Annotated in this window: 13 protein-coding genes; all 13 read left to right on the forward strand. The window is 45.6% G+C overall.

The genetic code is table 11. The features are described from left to right. Nucleotides 1–63: 63 nt before the first annotated feature. The 13 genes from rimM (at nt 64) to ABWW54_RS12130 (ending at nt 12516) form a co-directional block, all read left to right on the forward strand. Nucleotides 64–591, forward strand: coding sequence for a ribosome maturation factor RimM (rimM, locus tag ABWW54_RS12070; protein WP_353412538.1), 528 nt, complete (start codon nt 64–66; stop codon nt 589–591). A 27-nt stretch (nt 592–618) separates the two neighbouring features. Continuing rightward, nucleotides 619–1389, forward strand: a complete 771-nt coding sequence (trmD, locus tag ABWW54_RS12075) for a tRNA (guanosine(37)-N1)-methyltransferase TrmD (protein WP_353412539.1) — start codon at nt 619–621, stop codon at nt 1387–1389. Between the two features lie 196 nt (nt 1390–1585). Further along, nucleotides 1586–1933: a 50S ribosomal protein L19 gene (gene rplS, locus ABWW54_RS12080; RefSeq protein WP_353412540.1), complete on the forward strand. Its 348-nt coding sequence runs from the start codon at nt 1586–1588 to the stop codon at nt 1931–1933. A gap of 148 nt (nt 1934–2081) precedes the next feature. Continuing rightward, on the forward strand, nt 2082–2978 hold the full coding sequence (gene xerD / locus ABWW54_RS12085) for a site-specific tyrosine recombinase XerD (protein ID WP_353412541.1): 897 nt from the start codon (nt 2082–2084) through the stop codon (nt 2976–2978). A 524-nt stretch (nt 2979–3502) separates the two neighbouring features. Beyond that, complete coding sequence (gene pcnB, locus ABWW54_RS12090) at nt 3503–5356, forward strand: polynucleotide adenylyltransferase PcnB (RefSeq protein WP_353412542.1); 1854 nt, start codon at nt 3503–3505, stop codon at nt 5354–5356. Further along, nucleotides 5356–5856, forward strand: a complete 501-nt coding sequence (gene folK / locus ABWW54_RS12095; protein WP_353412543.1) for a 2-amino-4-hydroxy-6-hydroxymethyldihydropteridine diphosphokinase — start codon at nt 5356–5358, stop codon at nt 5854–5856. Before pcnB ends, folK begins: the two co-directional genes overlap by 1 nt. Nucleotides 5857–5928: 72 nt before the next feature. After that, a complete protein-coding gene (locus ABWW54_RS12100) occupies nt 5929–6549 on the forward strand; it encodes an L-threonylcarbamoyladenylate synthase (RefSeq protein ID WP_353412544.1) in 621 nt (206 codons plus the stop codon). Between the two features lie 81 nt (nt 6550–6630). Further along, complete coding sequence (locus ABWW54_RS12105; protein ID WP_353412545.1) at nt 6631–7851, forward strand: tryptophan--tRNA ligase; 1221 nt, start codon at nt 6631–6633, stop codon at nt 7849–7851. Nucleotides 7852–7861: 10 nt separating this feature from the next. After that, a complete protein-coding gene (locus ABWW54_RS12110; protein WP_353412546.1) occupies nt 7862–8782 on the forward strand; it encodes a segregation and condensation protein A in 921 nt (306 codons plus the stop codon). 42 nt (nt 8783–8824) lie between these two features. Next, nucleotides 8825–9721 (forward strand): SMC-Scp complex subunit ScpB, encoded by an 897-nt coding sequence (scpB, locus tag ABWW54_RS12115; protein ID WP_353412548.1) that lies wholly within the window; start codon nt 8825–8827, stop codon nt 9719–9721. 36 nt (nt 9722–9757) lie between these two features. Further along, nucleotides 9758–10777 (forward strand): 23S rRNA pseudouridine(2605) synthase RluB, encoded by a 1020-nt coding sequence (rluB, locus tag ABWW54_RS12120; RefSeq protein ID WP_353412549.1) that lies wholly within the window; start codon nt 9758–9760, stop codon nt 10775–10777. A gap of 12 nt (nt 10778–10789) precedes the next feature. Next, nucleotides 10790–11545 (forward strand): glycosyltransferase family 2 protein, encoded by a 756-nt coding sequence (locus tag ABWW54_RS12125; protein WP_353412550.1) that lies wholly within the window; start codon nt 10790–10792, stop codon nt 11543–11545. Next, nucleotides 11542–12516 carry a glycosyltransferase family 2 protein gene (locus ABWW54_RS12130; RefSeq protein WP_353412552.1) on the forward strand — a complete coding sequence of 325 codons (975 nt, stop codon included), beginning with the start codon at nt 11542–11544 and terminating at the stop codon, nt 12514–12516. Before ABWW54_RS12125 ends, ABWW54_RS12130 begins: the two co-directional genes overlap by 4 nt. The last annotated feature ends 9 nt before the right edge of the window (nt 12517–12525 follow it).

The following is a 12525-nucleotide window of genomic DNA, read 5'->3' on the forward strand; positions in this document are numbered from 1 at the left end:
GTCGTTAACAAGTTTCGAAAACAGATGCCTTGCTCCGTATTGAAATTAGGTGGCGTTATCTAAATGTACGTTGAGCTGGGTAAAATTGTTGGTGTTTGGGGTGTAAAAGGCTGGGTTAAGCTACACTCCTACACTCGCAATAGACCGGATATTGCGGTTTATAAGACGTGGTATTTAAGTCGCCATAAGAAAGGCCCAGGCAGTGATGCGACGGTGCAAGCCGTTGACGTTATTCAGTGTCGAGAACAAGCTAAAGGCATTGTTGCGCAGCTAGACTCAATAGTAGATAGAGATCAAGCGCTAGCGATGAGTGGGTTGGGTATTTGGGTAAAACAAAGCGATTTACCTAAATTGCCTGATGGTCAATTTTATTGGCAGCAGTTGATTGGTCTGACGGTGTCTAATGAAGAAGCCGAGATTGGTGTGATTAAGTCAATTTTGGAAACTGGAGCCAATGATGTGTTGGTTTGTTTTTCTTCTTCGCGGAATACTGAGATTTTGATTCCATATAACGATGAAGTTGTTGTTGGCGTCGACCTCGAGGCTGGATCCATGAAAGTAACCTGGGATCCCGATTTTTTGGCAGAGTGAGTTCGCTATTGGATAATACGGTTTAGCATGGATATTCATGTAGTTACCATTTTTCCTGAGATGTTCAGCGCGATTACTGAACACGGTGTTATTGCGAGAGCTGTTAAGCAAGGTGTTTTAAGTATCACGCTGCATAATCCCAGAGACTTCGCTGAGGATCGGCACAGCACGATAGACGGCCGACCTTATGGTGGTGGTCCTGGCATGGTTATGATGCCGGACGTGATGAGTAGGGTATTGGAGGCCGCTGTGTTGGCGGCGAGCTCCGTGTCCGGCGTTCGACCAAGGGTTGTGTACTTGAGCCCTCAGGGGCAACAGTTCGATCATGGGGCAGCCCAAGAATTTGCACTCGAGTCAAGTAATGAGGCCTTGGTGTTGCTTGCAGGTCGTTATGAAGGTGTTGATGAGCGAGTATTGGCTAGATTTGTTGATGAAGAGTGGTCGGTAGGCGATTACGTGTTATCCGGTGGCGAGTTGCCAGCAATGATAATGATCGACGCGATTGCTCGATTGTTGCCCAGTAGCTTAGGCAATGTTGAGTCAGCAGAGCAGGATTCATTCGTGGATGGACTGCTTGACTGCCCTCATTACACTCGGCCGGAGAATTTTAACGGTGATAAAGTTCCTCAGGTGTTGATGAGCGGAGATCACCAAGCCATTGAACGATGGCGTTTGAAGCAGGCGTTGGGGCGTACTTGGTTGCGTCGTCCTGAACTGCTTGAGAAGAAAGAACTGACTGCTGATGAAAGTCAGCTATTAGAAGAATTTAAGCTCGAAAGCCTCGATAAAGGTACGTAGTTATCTTTTATGTCGGGTCTTTAAAGCGGAATAATCGACCCTTTTGAGTAGTTCAATAGGGTTTTAACTTTACCTATTATTGGTTACTAGCACAGGTACTTCCTGCGGCACTGACTTGTTATAGAGAGTTTTACTTAAACGTAATTAAGCTCTCTAATATAGATTGGATGACCGTATAGTATCTACGGAGACTAAAATGACTAACATTATTGATGAAATCAACAACGAGCAGTTGAATAACGACATTCCGGATTTTGGACCGGGTGATACAGTTGTTGTTCAAGTGAAGATTAAAGAAGGAAACCGAGAGCGTTTACAAGCGTATGAAGGTGTCGTGATCGCTAAGCGTAACCGTGGTCTGCATTCAGCTTTTACGGTACGAAAGATTTCTTATGGTGAAGGTGTTGAGCGTGTTTTTCAAACGCACAGCCCACTCATTGATTCAGTGACTGTTAAGCGTCGTGGTGCTGTTCGTCGCGCTAAGCTTTATTATTTGCGTGAGCGTACTGGTCGAGCTGCGAGAATTAAAGAAAAACTTAGTTAAGATTTTTCATTTGAGTTTTTTGAAAGCCGTGAAGGGTAATCTTCACGGCTTTTTTAGTGGTTGTTCGATCATGATCTGTCAGTTCATGTCTATATGAACAGGTCTGTTAGTCGTATTATTTCAGTGTTTTCGTCGTTATAATTGAACTATGAGTAGCAGCCAATCAAATAGAGATGCGATAGATTTGTTTGTGGATGCGTTGTGGCTGGAGTCGGGGTTGTCTCCCAACACATTGAGCGCATATCGATCAGATTTAAATCGCTTAGTTTCATTTCTTGGTGATAAGAGTTTGCTAGAGGTTGAGCAACCGGATATTCACAAATTCCTAGCGACCCTTATGGCAGCTGGCAATAAAGCCAGCAGTAGTGCTAGAGTCCTTTCAACGTTACGTCGTTTCTTTCGATATCAAATTCGCCAAAATCAAATAACGCTGGACCCTTGTCGAGATGTAATGCCGCCCAAGCTCGGTAGACCATTGCCAAAGACACTCAGTGAATCACAGGTAGAAGCTCTCCTTGATGCACCGAATCTAGAAACACCGCTAGGTTTGCGTGACCGAGCCATGCTTGAGACCATTTACGCAACTGGATTGCGCGTGAGTGAATTAGTCGGTATGACGCTACTTGAAGCTAACTTGGATGTCGGGTTGGTCAGGATTGTTGGAAAGGGCAACAAAGAGCGTTTGGTTCCTTTGGGAGAGCAAGCTGTGGAGTATTTAAGGCACTATTTACACCGAGCGCGCCCTGACCTGTTGAAGCATAGAGTGACAGACGCTTTATTTGTCACATCCCGAGGTGCTGGTATGACTCGGCAAGCGTTTTGGCATTTAATAAAAAAATACGCTCTGGTAGCTGGTATCAATGCCGAGTTGTCACCGCATACGCTGAGGCATGCGTTTGCAACTCACCTTATTAATCACGGAGCTGACTTAAGATCCGTGCAGATGCTCCTTGGGCACTCCGACCTATCGACCACACAAATCTATACGCAAGTTGCCAAGGAGCGTCTTCAGTCGATTCACGCGCAACATCACCCAAGAGGCTAAGGAGCCAAATCGAGATAATTGAACAAAAACGCTGGTATATCTCAGCTCTTTTGTGCAGAATCACTACAACAGAGTTTTCTCTGATGGTTTTGGTGCAAATGATTTTCACCAAAAGCGACTTGCCAACCAAGTTGACGCCTTTAGAATCGCGTTAGACTAGACATGGCAGCGAAACGATTTTGACTCAATTTTAGGTTTTCGCAAGGTGACGCTTGAAGCGTATGTATTTACGCAATGCTAATTATGGATTTTGGCGATAGTAGATTAGTTAACAATAAGCAAACGTAAAAAACAGGAAAAGAGTCTATTACTCTATAACGTATCTAAAAAGACACAGCGCGAGCCCCTTGGTTGATTGGTCACTCAACTAAATTTGTCCAGTTGAAGCAAATTCCTTCTGAGATTGATTTTGACTGAAAAGGAACGATCTCACTGGAAGTTCATTGAACGACGCCATTTTTGTTTCCAATATTTGAAAGTGAAATAGATAGATATCTCGCCTAACGACCCATATAAAAAATCCATTGATTACTGCAAACATTATCAAGGCTGATGAAGCCGGCATAGACAACGAAAATATAAGCAACAAGGCTCTAGAGGTGGTTCAGTCTCTGCAGGAGGCCGGCTATCAAGCTCTTTTGGTGGGAGGTTGTGTTCGAGACCTCCTATTGGAAAAGAAACCAAAGGACTTTGATGTTTCTACGAATGCGACACCTGAAGAAATAAAACGAACTTTTGGGAAAAACGCTCGAATTATTGGACGCCGGTTCAAGCTTGTTCATGTTCGCTTTGGCTATGAAGTAATCGAAGTTGCTACATTTCGTGCAGACGCGAGTGACCGTAAAAAAGTTGGACGTAATGAAATGAGCGAGGGCGATCAAGGTCAGCTCTTAAGAGACAATGTATTTGGCACCATCGAGGAAGACGTGGTGCGTCGAGATTTTCGTGCTAATGCGCTCTATTATGATCCTGTTAAAGGCGAAATTTTGGATTTCATGGGTGGCCTTGAAGATATAAGAGCTAAGAAGATGATCAGCATCGGCGAGCCTAATCAGCGCTTCACTGAAGACCCTGTACGTATGCTACGAGTGATTCGATTTTCAGCTAAACTGGGTTTTGAAATGGAGCCCGAAGCACTGGATATGATAGAAGACCAGGGTAGCTTGCTGTCTCATGTTTCTTCCGCACGCCTATTCGAGGAAGTGCTGAAGTTGTTTCATGGAGGGGCGGCTTATGATACTTATTTATTGTTACGCAAGTATGGCTTGTTTAAATATTTGTTTCCGTTCACTGAACAGGTAGCCGTTGACGGTGTAGAAGGGATGCCTGAGCGAGCATTAAAGAATACAGATCGACGTATTCATGCCGGCAAACCAGTGATTCCCGCCTTCCTTTTTGCTTGCATGATGTGGGATCCAGTTAAAGCTGACGCACAGATTTTGATGGAGGACGGGACTTCCGAGGCTCAAGCCTGGCGCGTGGCGATGAACGATGGCTTACGTGACCAAAATCAATATGTCGCTGTACCAAGAAGGTTGGCCGAGATCATTCTAGATATTTGGAATATTCATTTTAGGTTGATTAAACGAAATCCGAGGATGGTTAAAACTAGCCTTAATAATCGTCGATTCAGAGCAGCCTATGACTTTCTGTTGCTCAGGACTCAGGTTCATGAGGTAGACGAAGAGGTCGGTGAGTGGTGGACCAAGATTCAGGAGGTTGATGCTGCTGAGAGAGAAGAAATGATTAACGAGGTCGGCGAAGCATACAAGCGTGAACGTCAGCCTAGTAAATCTAATGGTAATGAGCCTGATGGCAACAGCATTGATTATAATTCAGTGAACTATAATGCTAACCAGGCCAGCACTTATGATGAAGGTTTCGGAACGGGTTATGGGCACGGTGGGAATGTTGGCAATAGCACCGACGGACGCACGCAAAACCGAACCGGTGGGCGTAAGAAAAAAACTAAGCGCGGTGGTAAGAGACCGAGCTCTGGACAAGGCGCCAAAGGCAGAAGCAATCGTTCCAGGAATGCTAAGTCGGGCGCATCTCAACGTGAAGGCCAAGCCCAAGGTCAAGGCCAACAAAGGCAAAAAAACGCTCAGGGTCAACGTACACAAAATGGTCCTAATTCGTCCAAGCCTAATAGAAGTGGACCTCAGCGAAGACGCAAGAAAACCAGCTCTAATAGAGGCCGACGCGCAACTCCAGGCAGCCAAGATTCACGTTACGTTGAGGCGCGCCCTAAAGATGATTATGGTAATTACTCATCGTCCGATTCGTCATCCACGAAGAAAGTAAAAGTGAGGCGCAAGCGAAGAGTCGTTGCTCCAGACGGTGCATCAAAAGACGGTAATGACACTCCGCATTTTTGATGTCCGAGAGTCAGTGTGATGGTACGCTGGTCTACGTTGGGCTGGGTTCCAATTTAGGTGACCCGATAGAACAGTTGATTGATGCTCGTAAAAGGCTGGCTCAGCTCCATATGGTTGTTTCAGCTAGGTCATCGTTGATGTATGGGTCCACACCGGTTGGTTATTCGAGTCAGCCTGATTTTGCAAACTGCGTCATAGAATTGACGGTGTTAGGTGGGTATCGTGATTTTTTTGACAACCTGCAACAGGTGGAGTCCCAAATGGGACGTATTCGTGACGGGTTAAATCAAAATGCGCCTAGAGTAATAGATATTGATTTATTGTTGTTTGGGGACAGTCATATTAGTCTCGATGATCTCATCGTGCCGCACCCTAGGATGAATGAAAGGTTATTTGTGCTTATGCCGCTACTCGAGTTGAATCAAATGATGGCGGCTAAGTACAGAGATTTTGGAGATGACCTGTTTTCAGGCCAGGATGTATGGTCACTTGCGTTGTGAGTGAGCGCAGTCAGAGCAAAAGAGATACACTAACGATTAATTGATTTAACGTTTCCTCAGTTCAAATTTGAAATGGCACAGTATTTCCAAATACATCCACAAAATCCTCAAAAAAGATTGATTTCACAGGCCGTGGAGATTTTTCGAGCTGGCGGATTGGTGGCTTATCCAACCGATTCCAGTTACGCACTGGGGTGTCATTTAGATGATAAAAAAGCAGTGGATCGTATTCGGCGTATTCGAAAGCTGGATCGCCATCACAATTTCACGCTGATGGCTAGCGAGCTAAAGCAGGTCGCTCAGTTTGCTAAAATTGATAATGAACAGTATCGATTGATTAAATCCTTAACTCCGGGAGCATTTACGTTTATTTTGAATGCAAAGAGGCTGGTTCCCAACCGGCTTGTGCATCCCAAGAGACGTACTATCGGGATCCGAATTCCAGACCATTGCGTGATTCAGGATTTGTTGACAGAGCTCGGTGAACCGATCATGTCGTCGAGCTTAATTTTGCCTGGTGAACTATTGGCGATGGGTGACCCTGAATTAATTCGTGAAACGCTTGAACACGATGTCGATCTCGTCATTGATGCGGGTGTTGTTAGCAACCAGCCATCAACGGTAATAGATTGGCATGAGGACAACCTTAGAGTGGTCCGCGAAGGAGCTGGTGATATCGGTTTTCTGCGCTAATCCTAAGTAAACCTGTAGAGTTAGTTCAGTACAAGCGTTATTCTCTACCCTTTAAACTTCAACACTAATTTTTCTTTTTCAATGATTTCAAAGCCCGGACAATCCAACCGAGTCGTTTCAGGTATGCGTCCAACAGGTCGCTTACATTTAGGCCACTATCATGGTGTGCTAAAGAATTGGGTGGAACTACAGCATGAATTTGATTGCTATTTCTTTGTGGCTGATTGGCACGCATTAACCACGTTATACGAGGAAGACTCAGAAACCATTAATTCTAACGTTTGGGAGATGGTTATTGACTGGCTTGCGGTTGGTGTGGATCCGAGCAGGGCAACGTTGTTCATTCAGTCGAGAGTGCCTGAGCATGCTGAGCTCAACTTGTTGCTGTCAATGATGACCCCGCTGGGTTGGCTCGAGCGTGTGCCCACCTACAAAGATCAACAGGCTAAACTTAGCGAGAAAGACTTATCTACGCATGGCTTTTTAGGATACCCCGTACTACAAGCCGCGGATATATTGCTCTATCACGCCTCGCAAGTGCCAGTGGGTGAGGACCAAGTGCCTCATATCGAGCTTACTCGCGAGATAGCACGACGCTTTAATTATTTGTATGGTAGAGAGCCAGGCTTTGAGGAAAAAGCGGAAGAAGCGATTAAAAAGTTAGGCAAACGTGGAGCTAAGCTGTACCGTAATTTACGAAATGCTTATACAGAACGAGGTGACCATGAGGCCTTAGAAAAAGCCCATGCTTTGCTCGCTAGCAACCAAAATTTAAGTAATGCTGAGCAAGAACGTTTGTATGGGTATTTAGAGGGCGGTGGGCGAAGCATTCTTACTGAGCCTGAAGCAACTCTGACTGAAGCGTCAAAACTCCCTGGATTGGACGGCGATAAAATGTCCAAATCCTATGGTAATACCATAGCACTGCGAGATGACCCTGAGAGAATTGAAAAGTCCGTTCGAAGTATGCCAACCGATCCAGCTAGAGTGCGCAGAGATGATCCTGGCGACCCTAATAAATGCCCGGTTTGGCAGTTTCACCATGTTTATTCCGATCAAAGTACCAGAGATTGGGTAGAGAACGGTTGTCGCTCTGCCAGTATTGGCTGCATTGATTGTAAACAACCTTTAATAGAGTCATTGTTGGTAGAACAAAAAGACATTGCTGAACGTGCTGAGCCTTATATCGAGGACCCAACCTTGGTGAGGAATATCATTGCTGATGGTTGCGAAAAAGCCAGAGAAACAGCTGACGAAACAATGGAGCAAGTTCGAGCCACGATGAACTTGGACTATTATTAAGTGATGTTAGATGTCTGACGATCAAGAAAAGTTAGCCATCGACGGTAAAGGTCGAGAAAGTAATTCTGTTGGTAACCACTCTGAGAAGGCTGATGCCGTAGCCGAGGTTTCTAGCGAGGCTGGCCAGAATGTTGATGCTTTGGCTGAAAAGGCTTACGCAGAAACCATGCGTGCGGTGGTAATGGGAGAGGTTATGAATGAATGGCCGCAAGACTTGTTCATTCCTCCAGACGCACTTGAAGTTGTTCTCGACAGTTTTGAAGGACCGCTTGATTTATTGATCTATCTTATTCGCAAGCAAAACATCGATATTTTAAACATTCCCGTGGCGGACATCACTCGTCAGTATATGACTTACGTTGAGTTGATGAGAAGCGCCAATCTTGATTTGGCGGCAGAGTATTTAGTCATGGCTGCGTTACTTGGCGAAATAAAATCTCGCATGTTATTGCCAAAGCCAAAGGATGAGTTTGAGGACGAGGAAGATCCGATGGCAGCGCTTGTGCGTCGCCTTCAGGAGTACGAACGTTTTAGTGAAGCGGCAAATCAATTAGATGACCGACCTCGATTGGATCGTGACCTTTTCAGTGCAAATGCTGTCTTTGATGACCCCACACCTCCAGAGAACGAAGCAACCGTATCGCTTGAGCAATTGGTGAAAGCTTATCAGTCGGTGATGGACAGAGCCGATGCAAACCAGCACATGAACATTTCACGCGAATCTTTATCCATGAGAGAGCGTATGACAAATATCTTGCAACGCTTGCAAGACTCAGACTATCTTCGATTTGAGGAGCTATTCACCGCGGCTGAAGGCCGTCTAGGGGTAGTTGTTACCTTCATCGCATTGTTGGAACTATTTCGTGATGATATGTTGATTGTTGTCCAAACCGAGCCGCTGGCGCCGATACATATTAAGCGCGCAGCCTAGTCTGTATATACATCCTGGTTGTGACAGTCGAGAAAAATTAAGATGAAACAAAAAGACATAAATATGGCTGACGGTGATGTGAATTCCGTCGATAGCCAGGGCGCTGAAGAGCGACTTGAAGATGATTTAAACCCCCAAGACCCTCCTGATGACAGTGAGTTGGCTAATATTATTGAAGCGGCTCTCTATGCTGCCAATGAACCGTTGGGTATCAGAAAGCTCGCTTCCCTGTTTTCAGAAGATGCTCAACCCAGTAAGGTTGATATTCAAAATGTTATTTTAGTTTTGCAGGAACAATGTGAGCACAGAGGGATAGAACTTAGAAGAATCGGTATTGGTTGGCGTTACCAAACTAAGGAAAAATACGCGCCGTGGTTGAGAAAGTTAAGTGGCCAAAAAAGCCCACGTTATTCAAGGGCATTACTCGAAACATTGTCGATTATTGCCTATCGCCAGCCAGTTACTCGTGGTGATATCGAAGAAGTGCGCGGCGTTGGGGTGAGTAGCGACACCATACGCACGCTTGAAGAAAGAGGGTGGATTGCACAAATTGGTCACCGTGATGTACCAGGGAGGCCCTCTCTGTTCGGGACGACACAAGTGTTCTTAGAGTATTTTAATATGGCAAGTCTAAGCGAGTTGCCTGAGCTGATGGAGAAACGAGAGCTTCGTACGATTGCTCAAGAAATGAACCTTACTCTGCCTATGGATGGTGTTCAAAATGAAACCAATACGTCAGAAGCCCAATTGACCGATGCTGAGGCCGAGCCTGAGCAGGCTGGCAGCGCTAACGTTGTTGAACTGCATCCTTCTCACGACACTAATGAAAACGACTCGGGGGTAGCCTCGTCAGAGGGTGTTGAACCAAAGCTAGATGCTTCAAATGCCAAGAAAAATACCACGTCCGATGAGAGTGACGAGCCCGAAGGGGTTTCCTAATATGTCTGAAAGCCAATACAAGGTCGAGAATAACTAATGGACGATAAATTACAAAAACTATTGGCGCACGCGGGCCATGGTTCACGCAGAGAAATCGAAGTGTGGATTAGTGACGGTCGCATATCTGTTAATGGCAAACGAGCAAAATTAGGAGACAGGGCGTCAGATAAAGATCGTATTCTCATCGATGGCAGGCTCTTAACTCTCAAGCCCAAGCACAGTGAGATGATTAAAGCGCTAATCTATCATAAGCCCGAAGGAGAGATATGTACCCGTAAAGATCCAAAGGGGCGCCCCACCGTGTTTGAGAATCTTCCCGAAATCCCGAATGGTCGTTGGGTCTCGGTCGGTCGGCTAGACCTGAATACAAGCGGTCTTTTGTTGTTCACCAATAGTGGTGAATTGGCTAATAAGCTAATGCACCCATCCACGGGTTTAGAGCGTGAGTATTTGGTGCGTATCCGCGGCAGAGCGAGTGACAAGACCGTGGAAACGTTAACGCGCAAAGGCGTCGATATTGACGGGAAAGCGGCAAAGTTTGAAAGCGTATCTGTTGCAGATATGTCAGAAGAAGGCACCAATCATTGGTATAAAGTGGTCATTAAAGAAGGGCGTTACAGAGAGGTTAGACGAATGTGGGATGCGGTAGGCCATACAGTCAGCCGTTTGAAACGTGTTCGGTACGGGTCGATTAAACTAACTCGTGATATTAAGCGAGGGAAAGTGAGTAAGATTGCACCGATGCAGCTTGAGAAATTGGTGACGTCTGTGGGCCTTCAAGATGAATTCGCGAGTCAGTTGTATTCAAGTCAAAGAGCACCCTCCAATAGTAACAAGGGTAACAGTAGTAGCAAGGGGAACGGCAAAGGCTACAAAAAAGAGGCTTTTAGTAAAAGCGATAAGAAGGGTACGGCGGGGAAGAAAGCAAATAGGGGGCGTAGTAAATCAAACTTTGAAAAGAGCATGGAGAGTGGTACTGGTTCGAAACGCAGTCCGCGCAAACCTAGAGCGACGGTGAGCAAAGTTTCACGCAATAAAGGGGAGTCTCGAAAGTAGTTGGGACCGCAAATGAAGATCTCTGTTATTACAGTTGTTTATAACTCGGTTGATACTATTGGGGATGCGTTACGGTCTGTGTCAGAGCAATCCTATGGCAACATTGAGCATATTGTGATCGATGGTGGATCCACCGACGGCACAGTAAAAATAATTGATGCATTTTCTGACTCTCTGGCACACGTTGTTTCTGAGTCAGATGAAGGTATCTATGATGCAATGAATAAAGGGATTTGTTTAGCATCGGGCGATGTTATCGGTTTTTTGAATTCAGATGATGTCTTTGCACACAACGATGTGATTCAAAAAATTGCCTCTCTTCACGAACAAGTTAGTTTAGACGCGGTCTATGCCAATTTGATTTATCTGGATAACCTCTCTGACACACAGATAAAACGCTATTGGCGTTCACGAGATTATCGTGATGGACTCTGTTTTAAAGGCTGGATGCCGGCGCATCCGACATTGTACCTTAAGCGGCGCATTTTCGATGAGGTCGGTGGTTTTAAGACAGAGCTTGGAAATCAGGCTGACCTAGAGTTTTGTGCACGCGTCTTCGAATTGCTGAAAATCAGCAGTTCGTATTGCCCTGAAATCTGGGTACACATGAGAACAGGCGGCGCTTCACAATCGAGCATTAAGTCGATGATCAAAAGCAATTGGAATTCGTATTTGGCGTTAAGAGGGCTTGGGTTACGACGAGATCCGATTACTTTTTTTGCCATGAAATTTGGGATGAAACTACCCCAGTTTTTTGCGCGTAAATGAGTTTGTTAGTGCAAAAAGGGTTAGTCACTACGATCATACCGGTGTATAACCGCCCGGCCTTCATAGTCGACGCGGTAAACTCGGTTTTATCACAAACGTACTCAGATGTGGAAATCATAATCGTCGATGACGGCTCCACAGACAATACTCCTTTAGTGATAGCCAATTTAGCGAATGAGAACGAGCAGGTTAGAGTCTTTCATCAGACTAATTCCGGGCCTGGCGTCGCTAGAGAGCTCGGGCGACTCAATGCACGAGGCGAATATATTCAGTATTTGGACAGTGATGACTTGTTGTTGCCCAACAAATTTCAAGAGCAAATAATGGCTTTTGTTCAAGATGATCAGGCTGACGTGGCGTATGGTATGACCGAAACTATTGCCGTTGGAAGTGAGAGAAAATTGATTCCCGATGGTCATACGGGCGAAGAGCATCGAAGCATGTTTCCATTGTTGCTTCGAGAGCGTTGGTGGTCAACTTCAACGCCACTCTTTAAGCGATCTGTTGTCGAGAAGGCCGGGCCTTGGTCGGCAATGAGCAATGAAGAAGATTGGGAGTATGAGGCCAATATTGCCAGTTATGGCGGTCGCCTTGTGTTTACCAATACGTTTGTTTCAATCACTCGGTCGCATGATGATCATTTGTGCATTGATGGCGATAAGGAGCCTAATAAGCTGCAAAATCGTGCGATGTCGCGAGCGAGAATATATCAACATGCGAAGCGGTATATGGAGTTGGGTGATCGTCCCGCTGAGATTGAGGATGATGATTGGGTTATTTTTAGTAAATACGCATTTCTGCTTGCCAGGCAATGTGCGTTGGTTGGCCTGACAACGGAGGCGAGGGCCATGGTCTCGATTTCGATAGAAGCGGTGGGAAAGAAGACAGTTGCCCATCGAATATTTCTGAAGTTGGTGAAACTTTTTGGCTGGAAACGAGCGGCAGAGCTAATTCGTGCGACGGGTCGTTAGTATGAGAGC

Source organism: Arenicella sp. 4NH20-0111, from assembly GCF_040366405.1.
GTDB lineage: Bacteria > Pseudomonadota > Gammaproteobacteria > Arenicellales > Arenicellaceae > Arenicella.

What these genes read in the sequence shown, in the direction of transcription:
- ABWW54_RS12110 (WP_353412546.1), top strand. Translation starts at nt 7,862, where the DNA reads ATGTCTGACGATCAAGAAAAGTTAGCCATCGACGGTAAAGGTCGAGAA.
- xerD (WP_353412541.1), top strand. Translation starts at nt 2,082, where the DNA reads ATGAGTAGCAGCCAATCAAATAGAGATGCGATAGATTTGTTTGTGGAT.
- ABWW54_RS12130 (WP_353412552.1), top strand. Translation starts at nt 11,542, where the DNA reads ATGAGTTTGTTAGTGCAAAAAGGGTTAGTCACTACGATCATACCGGTG.
- trmD (WP_353412539.1), top strand. Translation starts at nt 619, where the DNA reads ATGGATATTCATGTAGTTACCATTTTTCCTGAGATGTTCAGCGCGATT.
- rluB (WP_353412549.1), top strand. Translation starts at nt 9,758, where the DNA reads ATGGACGATAAATTACAAAAACTATTGGCGCACGCGGGCCATGGTTCA.
- ABWW54_RS12100 (WP_353412544.1), top strand. Translation starts at nt 5,929, where the DNA reads ATGGCACAGTATTTCCAAATACATCCACAAAATCCTCAAAAAAGATTG.
- ABWW54_RS12125 (WP_353412550.1), top strand. Translation starts at nt 10,790, where the DNA reads ATGAAGATCTCTGTTATTACAGTTGTTTATAACTCGGTTGATACTATT.
- rimM (WP_353412538.1), top strand. Translation starts at nt 64, where the DNA reads ATGTACGTTGAGCTGGGTAAAATTGTTGGTGTTTGGGGTGTAAAAGGC.
- rplS (WP_353412540.1), top strand. Translation starts at nt 1,586, where the DNA reads ATGACTAACATTATTGATGAAATCAACAACGAGCAGTTGAATAACGAC.
- scpB (WP_353412548.1), top strand. Translation starts at nt 8,825, where the DNA reads ATGAAACAAAAAGACATAAATATGGCTGACGGTGATGTGAATTCCGTC.
- ABWW54_RS12105 (WP_353412545.1), top strand. Translation starts at nt 6,631, where the DNA reads ATGATTTCAAAGCCCGGACAATCCAACCGAGTCGTTTCAGGTATGCGT.
- folK (WP_353412543.1), top strand. Translation starts at nt 5,356, where the DNA reads ATGTCCGAGAGTCAGTGTGATGGTACGCTGGTCTACGTTGGGCTGGGT.